The organism is Roseovarius sp. B-10, assembly GCF_056859295.1.
Genome location: NZ_JBSXOE010000042.1, coordinates 250948 through 269838, shown reverse-complemented (window position 1 = coordinate 269838; position 18891 = coordinate 250948). Strand labels below are relative to the sequence as shown.

The following is an 18891-nucleotide window of genomic DNA, read 5'->3' as shown; positions in this document are numbered from 1 at the left end:
GACATGGCAAAGATCACGCTCGACAACCTTGCGCATAGCTACCTGCCCTCACCCGCGGGTGAGGAGGACTGGGCGCTCAAGGAGCTCAACCATGTCTGGGGCGATGGCGAGGCCTATGCGCTGCTGGGCGCGTCGGGCTGCGGCAAGTCCACGCTGCTCAACATCATCTCGGGGCTGCTGCGCCCGTCGCGAGGGCGCATCCTGTTCAACGATATCGATGTCACCGATCAGCCGACCGCCGCACGCAACATCGCGCAGGTGTTCCAGTTTCCGGTGGTGTACGACACCATGACCGTGCGCGAAAACCTTGCCTTTCCTCTCAGGAACCGGGGCGCGGAGGCGGGCTATATCGCCACGCGCGTGCAGGCCATCGCGGACATGATCGGCATGGAGGCCGAGCTTGACCGCAAGGCGCGTGGGCTGACGGCGGATGCCAAGCAGAAGATCAGCCTCGGGCGCGGGATGGTGCGCGAGGATGTCAACGCGCTGCTGTTCGACGAGCCGCTCACGGTGATCGACCCGCACATGAAGTGGGAGCTGCGCACGCAACTGAAGGCGCTGCATCACGAGTTCGGGCACACGATGATCTATGTCACCCACGACCAGACCGAGGCGCTGACCTTTGCCGACAAGGTTGTGGTGATGCATGACGGGCGCGTGGTGCAGGTGGGCACGCCGCAGGCGCTATTCGAGCGGCCCGAGCACACTTTCGTGGGGTATTTCATCGGCAGCCCGGGGATGAACCTTCTTGACGCCGAGGTGGCTGGAAAGGTCGCGCGGGTGGGGAGATTCGAGGTGCCGCTCGGGGCCGAGTATGCCCCGCCGGGGGGCCGGGTGCAGATCGGCGTGCGGCCCGAATTCGTGAGCCTCGGTGCAGAGGGGCTGCCGGTCACGGTGACCCGCGTCGAGGACGTGGGCCGCCACCGCATCGCGCGTCTCGATTTCGAGGGCACGGCGCTCAACGCGCTGTTGCCCGAGGGTGCACCGTTGCCCGCCGGGGACGTGCGGGCACGTTTCGCCCCCGAGGCGATCAACGTCTATTCGGACGACTGGCGCGTGGCGCCGGGGTCTCGCAGCGAGGAGGCCGCGTGATGGAAAAGACGGTCAACCAGAAGGCATGGTTCCTGGTGCTGCCGGTGTTGGTGCTGGTGGCGTTCTCGGCGGTCATCCCGCTGATGACCGTGGTCAACTACTCGGTGCAGGACACGTTCGGCAACAATCAGTTCTTCTGGGCGGGGCTCGACTGGTTCCGGCAGATGCTCGAGGACGAGCGGATGTGGAACGCGTTGCAGCGGCAGGTGCTGTTTTCCGGCGTGATCCTGGCCATAGAGGTGCCGCTGGGCGTGCTCATCGCGCTCAACATGCCAAAGCGCGGCGTCATGGTCTCGGTCTGCCTGGTGCTGATGTCGCTGCCGCTGCTCATCCCGTGGAACGTGGTGGGGACCATCTGGCAGATATTCGGGCGCGTAGATATCGGGCTTCTGGGGCACACGCTGGCGGCGCTGGGGGTCGATTACAACTACACGCAGGACGCGCTTGACGCCTGGGTGACGCTGATCGTGATGGATGTCTGGCACTGGACATCGCTGGTGGCGTTGCTGGCCTATGCCGGGCTCAAGTCGATCCCCGACGCCTATTATCAGGCTGCGCGCATCGACCAGGCGAGCCGCTGGGCGGTGTTCCGCTATATCGAGCTGCCCAAGATGACGGGGGTGCTGACCATCGCGATCCTGTTGCGCTTCATGGACAGCTTCAAGATCTATACCGAGCCTTTCGTGGTCACCGGGGGTGGCCCCGGCAACGCCACCACCTTGCTATCCATCGACCTCGTCAAGATGGCGCTGGGGCAGTTCGACCTCGGCCCGGCGGCGGCTTTCTCGATCATGTATTTCCTTGTGATCCTCTTGGTGAGTTGGGTGTTCTACACGGTAATGACCAATCTCGACCAGCAGGGGGGCAAGTGATGAATTTCCGTCCGCGCATCAACCTGGTCATGGTGCTCTATCTGCTGTTTCTCATGCTGCCGATCTACTGGCTGCTGAACATGAGCCTCAAGACCAATACCGAGATACTCAACGCTTTCACGCTCTGGCCCGACGACCTGACGCTCGACAATTACCGCACGATCCTGAGCGATCCGGCGTGGTACATGGGCTATGTCAACTCGATCATCTACGTGACCATGAACACGGTCCTGTCGGTGGCGGTGGCGCTGCCTGCGGCCTATGCCTTCTCGCGTTACAGTTTTCTCGGTGACAAGCACCTGTTCTTCTGGCTGCTGACCAACCGGATGGCGCCGCCCGCGGTATTCGCGCTGCCGTTCTTTCAGCTTTATTCATCGGTGGGGCTTTTCGACACGCATATCGCGGTGGCATTGGCGCATACGCTGTTCAACGTGCCGCTGGCGGTGTGGATCCTCGAAGGCTTCATGCGCGGGGTGCCCAAGGAGATCGACGAGACCGCCTATATCGACGGCTATTCCTTCGGGCATTTCTTCGTGAAGATATTCATGCCGCTCATAGCCTCCGGCATCGGCGTGGCGGCGTTCTTCTGCTTCATGTTCTCATGGGTGGAGCTGCTTTTGTCGCGCACGCTGACCACGGTGGATGCCAAGCCCATCGCCGCGATCATGACCCGCACGCAGGGGGCTGCCGGGATCGACTGGGGCGTGCTGGCGGCGGCGGGGGTTCTGACCATCGTGCCGGGGGCGCTCGTGATCTACTTCGTGCGCAACTACATCGCCAAGGGCTTTGCCCTGGGGAGGGTGTGATGGAACGCATCGTTAACCATTCTGATGTCATCCTCGGGCTTGACCCGAGGACCTCGTGGAATGAGCGCCTCGCGAGAACCGGGGCCGTCCATGCCGAAGGACATGTTCGTTTACATCGTCACCAACAAGCCGCGTGGAACGCTCTACATCGGGGTGACAAGCGACCTTGCGAAGAGGGCGTATCAACATCGAACCCACGCCATTCGTGGTTTCACGGACTGTTACAATCTCGAGCGCCTCGTATGGTTCGAGCGCCATGCCGAGCCACGCCATGCGATCCAGCGAGAGAAATCGCTGAAGCGCTGGTACCGCGACTGGAAAATTGCTCTGGTGGAGACGGCGAACCCTCAATGGCGGGATTTGTGGCAGAACATGCGCGGAGCATAGATGATGCTGATCGTCCGGTTGCGGGAGGTCCTCGGGTCAAGCCCGAGGATGACATCCCTTCGCTCCGCGCGCTGCAGGGGAGGCGTTGAATATGGCATGGATGGCATGGACCTGGCCCACGGCGATCTTCTTCATGGTGATCGCGGGGCTATTGATCACCTTCACAATCATCGGGGTAAAATTCCCCGAAACCCCGCGCAGAGGCATCCTGCGCATCGAGACGACGCGGGGCGACCGGCTTTTCATCACGCTTCTGGGCTCGGCCTTCATCAACCTGGCCTGGCTCGGGCTCGTCGGCGCGAACCAACCCTACGCGCTGATCGTCTGCCTGATCTACGCAGCGGCGGTGTTTCGCTGGGTGTGAGACGGCATAATAACCTGACTGAGAGTTCATAAGGGAGGACAACATGAACTTGCGACTGACAACGACAACGGCGATCGTCTCGCTTGGCCTGATGGCCGGGCAGGCCGCCGCCGACATGGAGGCCGCGCAAGCGTTCCTCGATGACGAGATAGCGGGCCTTTCGGTGCTGAGCCGCGCCGATCAGGAGGCCGAGATGCAATGGTTCATCGACGCGGCCCAGCCCTTCGAGGGGATGGAGATCAAGGTCGTTTCCGAGACCATCGCCACGCATGAATACGAGTCTCAGGTGCTTGCGCCCGCGTTCACGGCAATCACCGGCATCCAGGTCACCCATGACCTCATCGGTGAGGGCGACGTGGTGGAAAAGCTGCAGACGCAGATGCAGTCGGGGCAGAACATCTATGATGGCTATGTCAACGACTCCGACCTCATCGGCACCCATTGGCGCTATCAGCAGGCGCGTAACCTGACCGACTGGATGGCGGGCGAGGGTGCGGATGTGACCAATCCGGGGCTCGATATCGACGATTTCATCGGCACCTCCTTTACCACCGGGCCGGATGGCAAGCTCTACCAGCTTCCCGACCAGCAATTCGCCAACCTCTACTGGTTCCGCTACGACTGGTTCAACGACGAGAAGAACCAGGCCGATTTCAAGGCCGAATACGGCTATGACCTCGGTGTGCCGGTGAACTGGTCGGCGTACGAGGACATCGCCGAGTTCTTTACCGGGCGCGACCTGAGCCATCTCGGTGTCGAGGGCGAGGTCTTTGGCAACATGGACTATGGCAAGAAGGATCCCAGCCTTGGCTGGCGCTATACCGATGCGTGGATGTCGATGGCCGGCATGGGAGACGTGGGCGAGCCCAACGGCCTGCCGGTCGATGAATGGGGCATCCGCGTGAACGAGCAGAGCCAACCCACCGGCTCTTGCATGGCGCGCGGTGGCGCGACCAACAGCCCGGCCGCTGTCTACGCGGTGGACAAGGCAATCGAGTGGCTGGAGAAATACTCGCCGCCCTCCGCCGCCGGGATGACCTTCTCCGAGGCCGGGCCGATCCCCGCGCAGGGCAACATCGCGCAGCAGATGTTCTGGTACACCGCCTTCACCGCCGCCACGGTCAAGCCTGACCTGCCGGTGATGAACGAGGACGGCACGCCCAAGTGGCGCATGGCCCCCTCGCCGCACGGTGTCTACTGGAAGGAAGGCCAGAAGATCGGCTACCAGGACGCAGGTTCTTGGACGCTGATGAAATCCACGCCCGTGGACCGTGCCAAGGCCGCGTGGCTCTATGCGCAGTTCGTCACGTCGAAGACCGTCGATCTCAAGAAATCGGATGTGGGCCTGACCTTCATCCGCGAGTCGACGATCAATGCCGACCACTTCACCGAGCGCGCACCGCGGCTTGGCGGTCTGGTCGAGTTCTACCGCTCGCCTGCCCGCGTGCAGTGGTCGCCCACCGGCACCAACGTGCCGGACTATCCGAAGCTGGCACAGCTGTGGTGGCAGAATATCGGTGACGCCATGTCCGGCGCCAAGACCCCGAAAGAGGCGCTCGACGCGCTGTGCTCGGACCAGGAGCGCGTGCTCGAGCGGCTCGAACGGGCTGGCATCCAGGGCGATATCGGCCCCAAGCTGAACGAGGAGCGCGACCCCGAATACTGGCTGAGCCAGCCGGGCGCGCCATACCCTGCGCTGGAGAACGAGGACGAGAAGCCGGTCACCATCGCCTATGACGAGCTGATCAAGTCCTGGCAGTAAGCGCCACGCTTGCTTGAATGCGCGATCGCCCGGCCCGTTCGGGCGATCGCATCACGACAGAAGGGGCGCGCCGCAATGACCCATATCCTCGCCATCGACCAGGGCACCACGTCGAGCCGCGCGATCCTTTTCGACGCAGGCATGAAGCCCGTCACCTCCGCGCAGGAGGAATTTCCGCAACATTACCCCGATTCCGGCTGGGTCGAGCACGACGCGGGCGACCTGTGGTCCACCACAGCCGCCACCTGCCGCGCCGCCATCGAGAAGGCGGGGATCACCGGTGCCGACGTCGCCGCCATCGGCATCACCAACCAGCGCGAGACCACCGTGGTCTGGGACCGGCACACGGGGCGCGCCATCCACCGCGCCATCGTATGGCAGGACCGCCGCACCGCCGATACCTGCGCCCGCCTGCGCGACGCGGGGTACGAGGAGATGGTCAAGGCGCGAACCGGCCTGCTGCTCGATCCGTATTTCTCGGGGACCAAGCTGGCGTGGATCCTCGATAACGTGGAGGGCGCACGGGACCGCGCGCGGACGGGCGATCTGCTTTTTGGGACGGTGGACAGCTTTCTCATCTGGAAGCTGACCGGGGGACGTGTCCACGCCACCGACGCCACCAACGCCGCGCGCACGTTGCTCTACGATATCCGCAAGGGGCGATGGAGCCGCACGATCTGTGATCTGCTCGACATCCCGATGGAAATGCTGCCGGAGGTCCGCGACAGCGCCGATGACTATGGCACCACCCGCGCCGATCTCTTCGGGTGCGAGATCCCGATCCTTGGGGTCGCGGGCGATCAGCAGGCGGCCACGGTTGGGCAGGCCTGCTTTCAGCCCGGAATGCTCAAATCCACCTATGGCACGGGGTGCTTTGCGCTCTTGAACACAGGCGAGACACCCGTTGTGTCGCAGAACCGCCTGCTAACCACCATCGCCTATCAGCTGGGTGGCCAGCCGACCTATGCGCTGGAGGGCTCGATCTTTGTCGCAGGGGCGGTGGTGCAGTGGCTGCGCGACGGGCTCGGCCTCATCCGTGAGGCGCGCGAGACGCAGCCGCTGGCAGAGAAGGCCGATCCGCATCAGGAGGTGGTGCTCGTTCCCGCCTTCACGGGCCTCGGTGCGCCCTATTGGCGGCCCGATTGCCGCGGCGCGATATTCGGCCTGACGCGTGGCACCGGGCCTGCCGAGATGGCGCGCGCCGCGCTGGAAAGCGTGGGCTTCCAGACCCGCGACCTGCTGGAGGCGATGCGCGCGGACTGGGAGGGGCACGGCGCCGACGCGATCCTCCGGGTGGATGGCGGCATGAGCGCCTCGGACTGGACGATGCAGTTTCTCGCCGACATCCTCGACGCGCCGGTGGACAGGCCCGAGGTGCTTGAGACCACGGCGCTGGGCGCGGCCTGGCTGGCGGGGATGCGCGCCGGTCTCTACCCGGGGCAGGAGGAATTCGCCAAGGGCTGGGCATTGGAGCGCCGGTTCGAGCCGCGGATGAACGCCGAGGCGCGGGCGCGAAAACGTGATGCCTGGGCACGGGCGATCAAGGCCACGATGAGCTTCTGACAGGTCGTTGGGCCGTTGTGGCCGCGCGCGGGGGGGGCTAGGCTGCGCGTCTCTGCCCGTGCCTGCGAAGGAGCCGCCATGCACGCCCCGATCAGCGTCATCATCCCCGCCCGCGACGAGGCGGAAACCATCGCGCAAGTGGTCGCGACCATGCAGGATCTGCCCTGCGTGGCCGAGGTGGTGGTGATCGACAACGCCTCGACGGATGCCACGGCGGCGCGGGCACAGGCGGTAGGCGCGCGCGTCATTGCCGAGGCGCGGCGCGGCATGGGCAATGCCGTGCGCAGCGGTGTGGCAGCGGCGGCGCATGACTGGGTGATGAAGGTCGATGCCGACCTGGGCCGGTTCGACACCGCGCTCTTTGCGCGGATGGCCGAGGCGCGCGCGCCGGGGGTGGGGCTGGTCAAGGGCGCGTGGAACGATCCGAACGATCCGATGCCGATGACGCGGCTGCTGGTGGCACCCGCACTGCGGCTGATGTTTCCGGGACTGGGGGATTTGCGCGCGCCCAACACCGGTATCTACCTGTTCGACCGATCGCGGATCGCGCATGAACGGCTGACCTCGGATTACGCCGTCGATATCGACGTTATGCTGCGCATCCATGCTGCCGGGGCGGAGGTGGCGGAGGTCGATATCGGGCGCATCGTGCACGATACGCGCAACCCGGACCATTACAGCCGCATGGCCCAGGAAATTCTCGCCTTTTTCCTCTCGCGGCAGCCGCTGGGGCTTTTGGACGAGGTGGTGGTGATGGCCGAAACCGAAGCCGGGGCCGTGTGCCATGCCGGTGGCGTAATCGCCGACAAGCTCATCTCCGGGGCGCGGGTGAGTGTGTACTTGCAGGAGGGCGGGGCGGCGCTCGACGCGGTGCTCGGCGGCTTTCCAACCTATCGCCGTGCGCCGCTTGCCGAGGCCGCGCGGCATGTGCCCCACGCCAACGCGGCACGGCTGCGGATCATCCGCGCGGCCGGGATTGGTGGCATCGCGCCCGTGGGATCGGTGCCGGTGGAGGTCTGGGAGATGCAAGGCGCGGCGGATGTCTCCGTGCCGTTGGAGGCGGGCGCGCCGCTCAAGCGCGCGGCGCTGGAGCAGCTTGGCCTGTCCACACAGGTGCCCTCGCACGAGACGTTCCGGATCGTGGATGGCGGGTGCTAGGGCACCCTCTCACGTGCCCTTGAAATTCACTTCGCCCTCGTGCTCCATCGCCCGCGAAAGCGCTGGGGCCGCTGCCGGGCAATCGTCGCGTGTGCGGCGCGACCGCAGCCGCCCGAATTGCCCCAGCCCGATGGCCAGCAGGATGATCGCCCCGCCGGGCAGGAGGCCCGGCCCCGGGTCCTCGCCAAGCAGCACCATCGCGATCAGGATCGCGGCCAGCGGCGAGAAGGAGGTGGCCAGCGACACGTCGCCCGAGCGCGCGTATTTCAGCCCCAGCGCCCAGGCGAACTGCCCGCCGATCACCACGATCAGGGCATAGATCCAGACATATTCCCAAACGAGCGGGTGGAACACGTCTTGAAAATGCATGGGGCCGAAGAGGTAGATCGCGAGGAAGAAGTAGAAGATCGTGCCCACCACCGTGCGGTAAATCGCGTAAATCCCCAGAGGAATGCCGCGCAGCCCGGTGCGCGCCACCAGCGTCGAGGCGATGTACGAGAGCGTCGCCAGCAGCGCGCCGATCTCGCCCTTGCCGAAGCTGACCCCGCCGTCGCTGTTGAGCCACAGCATCAATACCGCGCCAACCAGCGCCACCAGCCCGGCGGCGAACGCCCAGGGCTCGAATTCCTCGCGCAGGATCAGCCACGCCGCCAGCACGAAGAGCGGCGGCTCGATCCGGCCCATGAGCACCACGTTGGTTACCGTGGTGTGCTCGAGCGCGTAGAAGAACAGCCCCGGCGTCAGCGCCGACGACAGGAACGCCGATAGTGTCAGGATCATCCAGTTGAAACGCGTCAGCTTGCGCAGGTTTTCCAGCGTCCATTCGCGCCAGAACATGAAACCCATCGGCACGATCGACATGAGCGAGCCGACGAACAGCAGGTTGCAATAGGTGATGACGTTTCGTCCCATCACCCGGTTCTCCATGCCGATCTCGGCGAGCAGCGAGACGATGGAATTGCCGGCCGCGAAGATCACGACCGCGACCCACGCGAGCGCCGCGCCCATCATGATCCGCGAATTGTCCGGTATTGCCTGGGTGCCGGCCTGGGCCATTACTGATCCTTATCCTCGTCACTAGGGCGCGCCTGCGCCTTGTTCCGACGATGGGGCAGGGCGGTGCCGAGTGCAAATGACTTCAGCGCACGGCGGTTCACGATGCCTCAATCGCCACGCAACATTGTTTCACGGATCGGCTCTTGCTAGGTGCGAAGATCACGCCCGCGTGCATTCGCTTGCCTTTCGATGCCGGGGCGCGCAGCTTGGCAGGGAAAAAGACCCGCGCAGGGAGCGTTCCGATGACCGAAGAGCCGCAGGCGGAAGCCTTTGTTACCATCTTCGACGACACCTATGACCAGCCCGACTGCCGGGCCTATTTCCGGATGATGGATGCGCTGGGCTATCGCAACCAGCACCATGCCACGGCGGCATTCCGGGCCGGGCTCGATGCGGTTGCCCGCGTGCGCGGGCTCGACGCGCCGAGGATGCTGGATTTTGCGTCGAGCTACGGGATCGTGACGCTGCTGATGCGCCACGAGACCACGTTGGCAGAGGTGTTTGCCCGCTACCGCGATCCCGCTTTCGACGGGCTCTCGCCCGGTGACGTGATCGCGCGCGACCGCGATTGGCTCGTACGCCTGCCGCGCCGCACCCCACCGCTGCATGTCACCGGGCTCGACATCATGCCCAATGCCGTGGCTTATGGGCGCGCGGTGGGGTTGTTCGACGAAGGATATGCCGAGGATCTCGAGACCTCTGATCCCTCTGACGGGCTGGCCGCCGCGCTGGGGCAAGTGGACATGATCGTGGAATGCGGCTCGGTGGCGCAACTCATGCCGCGCGCGCTGGATCGGGTACTCGCGGCCTGCGGGCCGCGCAAGCCGTGGATCATGACGTCGCCCATCCGCGGCAACGAGCGCGCGGCGGCAGCGGAGCTGCTGCGCGCGCATGGCATGGTGCAGGAGCAACTGCCGGTGCCGCCCTTCGTTCATCGCCGGTTCGAAGGCCCCGAGGAGCAAGCCCGCGCCATTGCAAACGCGCGCGCCGCGGGCCACCAGACTGACGGTGTCGAGACCAGCGGGCATTTCCACGCACAGGTTTTGCTGGCGCGCCCCGCCGACGAGGCCACTCCGGTCACCAATTGGTCGCATCCCCTGGCCGTGCCGCCGCTGGACTGAACCCCTGCTGCGCTTGCCCGGCGGCGGTGCCGCGCGCTATAGTCAAGACGAATTCCTTTGGGACGATTTCCATGACGTATCGCCGTCTTTCCCGACAGGCCTGCCCCGTGCGGACGCTGCCCCGGCCCGGAGGCTGATGCGATGCGCGCGGCTCTTTTGCTTGTGCTGCTGGCGGCGGGTGGTTTCGCCTATGGCGGCTGGGCGCTGTGGGGGGCGGTGTTCGCCACGCGCGCCGCTCCACCGCCCCCGGTCGAGATCGGCGATGCGCTGGCCGAGGTCGCTCGCAGCGCCGCCCCCGAGCCCGATGCGCCCTGGCCCGCGATCTTTGACGCCTACGTGCCTGACCCGCCCAAACCGGCCTCCGCGCCGCGCCCAAAACAGACATGGCGCCTCGTAGGGCTGGTCGCCGGCGGAGAGGACGCCTGGGCCATCCTGTCGGGCACGGGTGGAGAGCAGATCGTGCGCAAGGGCGACACGCTGGGCGTTGCCACGGAAGTGGTGGCGATCGAGGAGGTGGGCGTGCGGCTGCGGCAGGACGGCGAGGAGACCCTCGTCGGATTCGACAAGACGCCGCGCTCGCTGCTGGCCGATCTCATCTCCAACGCGTCCGATGCGCCGCTCGAAGCGGACTTGCCGCTCAGCCTGCTGGCCGGGCGCGACATGCGGCTGGTTCTGGGTCGCGCGGGCAGCGTGCGAATGGTGGCGCCCAACGGCGGGCAGGGCGACCTCGTCCCCGAGATACTCTGGGTGCGTGAGGGGCATATCTATGACCTGATCGGCCTTCGGCGGGGCGACAAGGTGCTGCGCGTCAATGGGCACAACGTGTTCGATCCGGAGCTGTTGGCGAACGCGAAGGACATGCTCGGGCAGGCCGAGGAAGTTTCCGTGGAAATCCTGCGCGCGGGTCAGAGGCGCACGATTCGGGTGCGCGTCACCGGGCGCGGATAGCGCGCGGGTGCTGCCCGTTCGAGCGCGTGTTGAACGGAATGTCCCGCAATGATCGACAAAAAAATCCCGGGCACAACCAAAGGGGTAGTGGCGGGGACACGTGCAGATATCGTCAGACCAAGCGATCTTACGTGATATCACGAAAATGTTATCGTTGTTTATCGCAAAAAAATGTGGTCACGTCTGGTGTTAAGCGCGCATCTTGGTGTCGATTAGTTCGACGAAAAATTTGTGTACAGCGCGTGAAACCTGAAGAGGAGCGACCGCTCTAAACCCTATTAAACCAAATTCGCGTGATCACGGTCACGCACGGGCCACACATTACTCACCCTTCCGGCCTGTTTCCCAAGCTCCGGGCTCGTGCCCGATAGAAATCTGACTGATGCAAGCGGCGCTGGAGCCGCGCGCGTTGGCGTCACGGGGCTTCGGCCCTTCTCGCCCGTGGCATGTCGATGGCACGGGAGGGTGCGCATTTTGCCTGCCCTGGTTTGTTTAACAAAGCTTTTTCTGCTGGAGGACAAAGCATGAAACGAAGAGATGCATTGAAGCTTGGCTTCGGTGCGGCTGGTGCGACGGTCGCGGCGACGCAGGCCGGCGCGGTCGAGATCGAACAATGGCCGGACAATGCCGCCGAGGGCCTGACGCAATCGGGCCTCGTGTTCCCCGACACGTTTCAGCCGAGCATCGTCACCGATCCGAGCCCCTTTGTGGAGCCGTTCACGGCCCCGCTCAACATCATGCCGCTCGCCGAGCCGGTCGATCCGGATACGCTTGACCCGGCCCCTGAGCCGGCGCGCCATCAGCGCTATGACGATTTCCCGCCGCAGAAATTCTACCAGGAGGTGCTGAGCGAGTTCCGTTGGAAATACCACTGGCAGCCCCCCTATGGCGACGGTACGCCGGATGTCGTGGGCAAGGACGGCGATCCCGATATCGGCTCGTGGCACTGGGGCTTCAACGGCATCACGCCGGGCGAGACCTATCACGCCCGTTACGGCGAGCCGGTGTTCCTGCGCCGCATCAACATGTTGCCGGTGGTGGGGGCGGGCAAGGTGCAGTTCGCGCTGCCGTCGCCTACGATCCACTTGCACAATGCGCATACCGCGTCGGAATCCGACGGCATCCCGCAGGACTTCTTCAATCCCGGCGAATTCTGGGATCACCACTATGCCAATTTCCCGGCCGGGTCGCCGAACGGGTGGAGCGCCTACAACACCGAGATCATGAATACCCTGTGGTATCACGATCACCGGCTCGATTTCACCGCGACCAATGTCTATGCCGGGTTCTCGGGATTCTACCTGCTGTTCGACGAGCGCGACTCCGGTAACGAGCGTGACCGCAACCGACGCGCGTTCCGTCTGCCCTCGGGCAAGTATGATATTCCGCTGATCCTGCACGACGTGCAGTTCACCGCCGACGGACAGGCGCGGTGGGATTTCTTCCTGCCCGACAACGGCGACCAGCCAAACCCCGAACCGCGCCCTAGCCCGGTCGATGTGGGCAACTCTCAGGGGGCACCAGACACGTTTGACTCGAACCGCCTGCAATACACCACGCAGGGCATGATCGGCGACATGGTGACGGTCAACCGCATCATCACCCCATATCTCGACGTGGATCGGCGCAAGTATCGCTTCCGTTTCCTCAATGGCGGTCCATCGCGGCTTTATCGTCTGCGCCTGCGCATCGTGCCGGGAGATGGCGGTGATCCCTATTACGACGACTGGATCGTCCTGTCGAACGACGGCAACCTGTTGGAGGCGCCACTGGTGGAGTCCACCCTGAGCCTGTGGGTGGCCAACCGGTTCGATGTGATCGTGGATTTCTCGAAATACAGCGATGGCGACAAGATCCAGGTCTGGAACGATCTCGAGATTCGCGACGATGGCGCGGGTCCGACCGGCTACATGCTGGACGATGAGAACATGATGCCGGTGATGGAGTTCCGCGCCAAGGGTGAAAAGGTTGACGATCCCTCGCGTATCCCTGCGCGGATGCGCGAATTGCCCGAGATCGACATGTCCGAAGTGCGTCGCGAGCGCCTGTTTGTGTTCGACTACGACAACGGGCTTTGGACGGTGAACGGCCGCCTGATGGATCCCAACCGCGTGGATGCCAAGATCGAGCAGGGCTCTGCCGAAATATGGACGTTCCGCAACGAGGGCAACGCCTGGGCTCACCCCGTGCACACCCATTTCGAAGAGTTCCAGATCCTCGAGATTAACGGACGCCCGCCAAGCGCGGTCGAACGGTCCCGCAAGGACGTGGTCTCGCTCGGACCGGGTGACGAGGTGACTTTCTACAGCCACTGGCGTGATTTCTTCGGCAAGCACGTGATGCACTGTCACAACGTCGTCCACGAGGACCACGCGATGATGATCCGCTGGGACATCGTCGAACCGGGTCAGGGCGACTGAGCGCGCCGTAACGGAATTCTCTGAACGAGAGAGGAAAAGATATGACCAACAGACGTCAATTCATGGCGAGCCTGCCGGTCGCGGCGGCTGCGGGGGTGACGGCGGGGTTCTACACCACGCCCGGCAACTCGCAGGAACGCGCGGCGGCGGCGGCAGCCGAAGCCCGGGGCCGGCTGCGCGACGCCGCGGCGCAGGCGCATCCCAACGACACGCCGGTCCTGTGCAACCCCGTCGAGAGCGGTGGCGTTATCGACCCCAACCTGCGGGATTCGTTTCCCAATGTGATGATGGTCAATCAGGACGGTCTCGGCATGGCCTTCTACGAGGGCTTTGTCGAGAACAAGGTCGTGATGATGCACTTCATGAGCCTCCAGGACGAGGCGCACCTGCCGATCACGCGCCGGATGGCCGATGTCGTGCACGAGCTGGGCGAGAAGGTCGGGCGCGATGTGTTCGTCTACTCTATCACCCGCGACCCCGAGCACGACACGCCCTCGCGGATGGCGGCCTATGCGCGCGAGTTGAACGCGCCCGAGGGCTGGCACTTCCTGACTGGCACGCCGCAGCATTGCGCCGATCTTGCCTTTCGGATGTATCGCATGAGCCATGCGACGCTGCCCGGCAAGCGCAAGGTGGACGTGGTGTTCTACGGCAATGGCCGTGCCGGACTGTGGGGCACCTTCCCGTGGGATATCCGCGCCGATGACGCCGCCGAGCGGGTGGGCTGGGTTATGCCCGGGCGTGCGCCCGAGCCCGATGCCGAGCCGCACCGCGCGGGCCCGCGGGTGTTCGATCTCACGGACCTGCGCAACCACAACCGCGAAGCGTGATTCCGGGCCCCGCCGCGCGGGGCCTGACAAGTCATTTGTAACGGAGACAAACGAAATGTTTCGTAAATCCATGAAATTGGCCGCGGTGATGGCAGTGCCCGTCATCAGCCTGTGGGGGGGAACAGCCCTCGCGCAGGGGCCGGCCGGGCTCAACATGTTCTGCGAGAACGGCGGCCATGCCGCCGGCGGACAACAGCCCCGGGTTCCCTTTGAAATCCGCACAACCAACGAAGTGCGCGATCCGGTGAGCGACGAGGTTATCACCCCCGCCACGCGCACCTATCTCACCACGGCGGGCGGCACGGCGGTGTTTCCCGAGGGTGATTCCTTCGGCCCTAACCCGCCCAACATGCTTCCGACCATCTACGAGAACGCCAAGACGTGCCGGGGCAACGAAATACCGAACACGTTACCCTCGACACCGGACAACCCCTACAACCTGCACGACGATCCGGTGATCCGCCAAATCGACAAGACCTCGCCGACCGATGATCTCGACTGGATCATGGACGAGATCGAGGCGATGGCGGAGCCGCGCAAGGTATGCCGCAGCGTCCGGGGATATCGGTTCTGCTACTCCTATCCCCGTCGGGTGAATATCGCGGACCTTCGCGAACTCGCGCAGAACGCGGTGGACATCATCGAGGGCAACGACCTGCGCGGGCGGTTCAGCGAGCGTGAATACGAAGGTTTCCCTCTGCTGCACTATCTTGGCGGGCTGAAGACCAAGGCAGTCGATCCCGAGACCAAGACGATCACGATAACGCAGCTCTGGTACGACACGCATATCGAGTCGGACGTGGCCTATATCGACCCGACCGTGGTGAATGACGAGGAATGGACGATCAACTATGTCGTCAAGATTCTCAACCGCGGCCATGAGGACTTCGCGCCCTACGCGATGTTCTTCGACGATCCCACGGAGCTCGACCTGACCGATCTCGGCGGGCCCGACCTCACACAAGGGGGTGACGCTTTCCCACGCCTGCCGAATGTCGGCATGGACCAGACCTTCTTTCCGATGGAGGAGGGGTTGGAGTACACGCTCAACATGAAGATGCCGCCGGCGCGGTTCTGGAACCTCAGCTATCACTGGGGTTGGCGGAACCACCCGCCGCGCGTGCAGGTCACGGAAAATGTACTCGTGCCACTGGCCAATGGCATGCCGCGCAATGCGGCCGAAATCGCCGTGTTCGGGGAAAATCCGCGCGAGAGCGAGGAGTCCAAGCTCAATGCCATCGGCATGATCGGGGATACCGCGCCGGCCAAGCGCATGTGGCGGATGTTCCGCGAGCTGGCCGCGATGGACACCGGGCGCGACTACCGGCGACATTTCCGTGGGTTCAACGCCTCGGTCGTGCGGGCTCAGATGGAACTGATCCGGCAGGCCTTCTACGACTGGCGGAACCGCCGCACGCTGCCCACGGGCTATGAGATGGCCCCTGATACCGACGTGACGGCGCTGTTTCTCAACAACACCATGTATGGCAAGCTCAAGGGGCATGACGGCGAGGCCGAGGTGCGGATGGACCAGGGCCTGTGGGACAAGCGCGGCGACAAGGTAAATATCCAGCTTCTGAACGGCGATTACTTCCCCCATGCCTATGTGCTGGTGGATTTCGGCGGGCTGCGGGGGTGGGAGAACACCTTCCACAACACGCTGCCCGTGGGCGGGGCCGGTCCGCTCTTTACCTTCGGGCGCAACTACTTCTGGATCCACGTGGCAGGCCAGGGCCCGATCCCGGTGCCGCCGGCGACCAGGCCCGACGAGCCGTCGCCGACCCCGGTGAGCGAGATGGGCTGGAAGCCGGGCCGCTATGCCGGGCTGGGGCACCAGTTCGCCTGGGGCGGGATGCAGCAGGAGATATCGGACTACGTCAACACCGATGGCGTGGGCGAGCATAACCTCGAGGTGACCTTTACCTACGAGCCGTCGCGCCGGCTGCGGATGTACCAGTTCGACGCGCTGCACCACGACGTGGCGGTGTGGTCGGTGCACTGACCTGCGACGTAATACGGGGGGCCGGCGGCGATGCCGCCGGTCTCCACGAGACTGACATTACTCACTTTCAGTTCGTGGAGACCACGATGAACGTTCATCACATTTCCTTTCCGCGCCTGTGCGCCGCGGTGATCGCCACTGGGGCGCTCATTCTTTTCTCCGGGCCCGACGCGCTGGCACATGAGGACAAGCACCGGATGCCGGATCATCTGGGCATGGACGCCGGTAATACCGAGTTGGCGATGCGTCCCGACGGATTTCATTACAAGCGCGGCCACCACGCCTATGCCGCCCCCGCCGTCCCCTTGCGTGACCGGCAGGGCCGCAAGGTAGATTTCGCGGAGTTGATGGAGTTCGACGGTCCGGTGTTGCTGAATTTCATCTTCACCAGTTGCGCCACCATCTGCCCGGTGCAGAGCGCGACCTTCGGCCAGGTACAGCCCGACCTCGCGGCGATCGATGATCGCTACCTGATGGTGTCGGTCTCGATTGATCCAGAATACGATACGCCCCGCCGCCTGCGCGAGTATGCCGAGTTACACGATGCGCGTGACAACTGGGTTATGCTGACCGGGCAGTTCGACGATATCTTTGCCGTCGTGCGCGCCTTCGACGCCGTCTACAAGGGCGAAAACAAGATGTATCACCGCCCACTCACATTCCTGCGCGCCAACGCCGGGGCTAAGTGGTTGCGGCTCGAAGGGCTGCTCGGCGCAGAGGAACTGGCCGAGGAATACGCCAAGCTGCTGCGTCCAGAGGTGAACTGATGCCACGATGGGCAGTAATCGGGCGGCTGCGGGCGGCGGCGCTCGCCGTGCTGCTGGCGGCGGCCCCGGCCTTTGTGGTTGCGGGGCAGGCGGGCGATGCCGAGGCGGGCAAGCGGCTCTACTGGGAGGGGATCGGCGCCGATGGCGCCCCGATCCGCGGCGTAACGCAGGGCGATGTCGAAGTGACCGGCGCGCAGTTTTCCTGCGTGAGCTGTCACCGTCCGAGCGGGTTCGGCACGTCGGAGGGGGGCAACTACATGCCCCCCATCATCGGCGAGGTGCTGTTCAACGCCAAGACGCCCGACCGCAACCGCAATTTCAAGGAGCTTTACCAGGAGGTGCAGCCCCCCGGCTTCTGGGCACGGGTGCGCCAGCCGCGGATGCGGCCCGCCTATGACGAGGCGGCGCTGGCGCGCGCACTGCGCGAAGGGGTGGACCCCGGCGGCCATGAGTTCGACCCGATCATGCCGCGCTATGACCTGTCGGACGCAGACGTGGCCAATCTGGCGGCTTTCCTGCGCACGCTGTCGGAGGAAATATCTCCGGGCGTCGAAGGGCGCGACATCCATTTCGCCACGATTATCGGCCCTGATGCAGACCCGGATGCGGCGGATGCCATGCTGCGCACGATGGAATTGTTCTTCGACTGGATGAACAAGGACACCGAGGGCGACACCCAGAATCCCACCTTCTCGCCCAACTACCGGTCGAATTTCATTTCCGCCTATCGCTATTGGCAATTGCATGTCTGGCGTCTCGAGGGGCCGCCCGGGACCTGGCGCGCGCAGCTCGAGGCGCATTATGCCGCGCAGCCGGTGTTCGCCACGGTAAGCGGGCTGGTCGCGGGGCCGTGGGACGAGATCGGCGCGTTCTGCGATGCGCGTCGCCTGCCCTGCATCTTTCCCAATACCGAACTGCCCACGCCCGGTGAGGGGCGGTATGGCTATTCGGTCTTCTTCAACCGCGGCCTCGCGCTTGAGGCCGAGGCGCTGGCCCTGCACCTGGGCGACCGGGACAGCGCTCCGGCGCGTGTGGTGCAGCTTCACGGCACCGGCCCCGCAGGCACCCGGCCCGCCCAAGCCTTCGCCGCGGCGTTGGAGCGGGTGCTGCCGGATGTGACGGTAGAGACGGTGACCTACGAGGATGCGGCGGAGCTCAGGGCGGCACTGGCCGCCGCGGGGGATGCGGATGTACTTGCGCTCTGGCCACAGGACATTGACGGCGTGCTCGCGGCGCTGGCCGGTGCCGCGCCCGGTGCCTCGCGCATCTACCTGCCTTCGGCGGCCAAGGACCGCGCGCTCGAGACGCTGCCCCCCGAGTTGATGGCGCGCACGCGATTGGTCTGGCCCTATGACAAGCCCGGCAGCTATCACCCCCGCAAGTTTCGCGTGCGAGGCTGGATGCATTCCCGGCGGCTCGAGGTGAGCCACCCGCGTATCCAGTTGCAGACCTATTACGCCCTGACGATGGCGCAGTTCTCGCTCCTGCACATGATTGATGATTTCTACCGTGACTACATGCTGGAGATCATCGAGCACCAGGCCGAGAACGAATTGAACCCTGGCACCCATCCCGAGCTTGCGCTGGGACCGGGGCAGCGCTTCGCCTCGAAAGGCGCGTTCATCGCCGCGCTCGCCCCCGATACCCGGCTGGGATATCGGGTTGTCAGCGACTGGATCGTACCCTGAGGTTTTGAGTAATGGGCCAACGGGTACGTAGCGGGCGGCGGGGCGACCTGTCGTC

The 18891-nt window shown here is 64.6% G+C and carries 16 protein-coding genes; 15 read left to right on the top strand and 1 reads right to left on the bottom strand.

The window, feature by feature from the left end; all coding sequences use genetic code 11:
• Positions 1-3: 3 nt before the first annotated feature.
• The 8 genes from AC13D8_RS18980 to AC13D8_RS18945 all read left to right on the top strand — a co-directional run bounded on the left by AC13D8_RS18980 (position 4) and on the right by AC13D8_RS18945 (position 8004).
• Complete coding sequence (locus AC13D8_RS18980) at positions 4-1092, top strand: ABC transporter ATP-binding protein (protein WP_482970140.1); 1089 nt, start codon at positions 4-6, stop codon at positions 1090-1092.
• Positions 1092-1964 carry a carbohydrate ABC transporter permease gene (locus AC13D8_RS18975; RefSeq protein WP_482970139.1) on the top strand — a complete coding sequence of 291 codons (873 nt, stop codon included), beginning with the start codon at positions 1092-1094 and terminating at the stop codon, positions 1962-1964. Before AC13D8_RS18980 ends, AC13D8_RS18975 begins: the two co-directional genes overlap by 1 nt.
• Entirely contained in the window at positions 1964-2770 is an 807-nt protein-coding gene (locus tag AC13D8_RS18970; protein WP_129434528.1) for a carbohydrate ABC transporter permease, read from the top strand. The genes AC13D8_RS18975 and AC13D8_RS18970 overlap by 1 nt, the downstream gene beginning before the upstream one ends.
• Positions 2771-2860: 90 nt before the next feature.
• Positions 2861-3157, top strand: coding sequence for a GIY-YIG nuclease family protein (locus tag AC13D8_RS18965; protein ID WP_104019480.1), 297 nt, complete (start codon positions 2861-2863; stop codon positions 3155-3157).
• Between the two features lie 91 nt (positions 3158-3248).
• Positions 3249-3521 carry a DUF2160 domain-containing protein gene (locus AC13D8_RS18960; protein ID WP_129434532.1) on the top strand — a complete coding sequence of 91 codons (273 nt, stop codon included), beginning with the start codon at positions 3249-3251 and terminating at the stop codon, positions 3519-3521.
• A 43-nt stretch (positions 3522-3564) separates the two neighbouring features.
• Positions 3565-5283 carry an ABC transporter substrate-binding protein gene (locus tag AC13D8_RS18955; protein ID WP_482970138.1) on the top strand — a complete coding sequence of 573 codons (1719 nt, stop codon included), beginning with the start codon at positions 3565-3567 and terminating at the stop codon, positions 5281-5283.
• A gap of 75 nt (positions 5284-5358) precedes the next feature.
• Positions 5359-6846, top strand: a complete 1488-nt coding sequence (gene glpK / locus AC13D8_RS18950; RefSeq protein ID WP_482970137.1) for a glycerol kinase GlpK — start codon at positions 5359-5361, stop codon at positions 6844-6846.
• Positions 6847-6924: 78 nt separating this feature from the next.
• On the top strand, positions 6925-8004 hold the full coding sequence (locus AC13D8_RS18945; protein ID WP_482970136.1) for a glycosyltransferase: 1080 nt from the start codon (positions 6925-6927) through the stop codon (positions 8002-8004).
• Positions 8005-8013: 9 nt separating this feature from the next.
• Here AC13D8_RS18945 and AC13D8_RS18940 read toward each other — a convergent pair whose 3' ends face one another.
• Complete coding sequence (locus tag AC13D8_RS18940) at positions 8014-9060, bottom strand: DMT family transporter (protein WP_482970135.1); 1047 nt, start codon at positions 9058-9060, stop codon at positions 8014-8016.
• Positions 9061-9302: 242 nt separating this feature from the next.
• Between AC13D8_RS18940 and AC13D8_RS18935 the strand changes: the two genes are divergently transcribed.
• The 7 genes from AC13D8_RS18935 to AC13D8_RS18905 all read left to right on the top strand — a co-directional run bounded on the left by AC13D8_RS18935 (position 9303) and on the right by AC13D8_RS18905 (position 18836).
• On the top strand, positions 9303-10181 hold the full coding sequence (locus tag AC13D8_RS18935) for a hypothetical protein (protein WP_482970134.1): 879 nt from the start codon (positions 9303-9305) through the stop codon (positions 10179-10181).
• Positions 10182-10322: 141 nt separating this feature from the next.
• Entirely contained in the window at positions 10323-11129 is an 807-nt protein-coding gene (locus tag AC13D8_RS18930; protein WP_129434544.1) for a hypothetical protein, read from the top strand.
• A gap of 524 nt (positions 11130-11653) precedes the next feature.
• The gene (locus tag AC13D8_RS18925) at positions 11654-13549 is read left to right on the top strand and encodes a multicopper oxidase family protein (RefSeq protein ID WP_482970133.1); all 1896 of its coding nucleotides are present in this window, start codon (positions 11654-11656) and stop codon (positions 13547-13549) included.
• 41 nt (positions 13550-13590) lie between these two features.
• Entirely contained in the window at positions 13591-14379 is a 789-nt protein-coding gene (locus AC13D8_RS18920; RefSeq protein WP_482970132.1) for an SCO family protein, read from the top strand.
• A gap of 70 nt (positions 14380-14449) precedes the next feature.
• A complete protein-coding gene (locus AC13D8_RS18915) occupies positions 14450-16381 on the top strand; it encodes a hypothetical protein (RefSeq protein ID WP_482970131.1) in 1932 nt (643 codons plus the stop codon).
• A gap of 86 nt (positions 16382-16467) precedes the next feature.
• On the top strand, positions 16468-17148 hold the full coding sequence (locus AC13D8_RS18910; protein ID WP_482970130.1) for an SCO family protein: 681 nt from the start codon (positions 16468-16470) through the stop codon (positions 17146-17148).
• Positions 17148-18836 (top strand): c-type cytochrome, encoded by a 1689-nt coding sequence (locus AC13D8_RS18905; protein WP_482970129.1) that lies wholly within the window; start codon positions 17148-17150, stop codon positions 18834-18836. The genes AC13D8_RS18910 and AC13D8_RS18905 overlap by 1 nt, the downstream gene beginning before the upstream one ends.
• Positions 18837-18891: the final 55 nt, after the last annotated feature.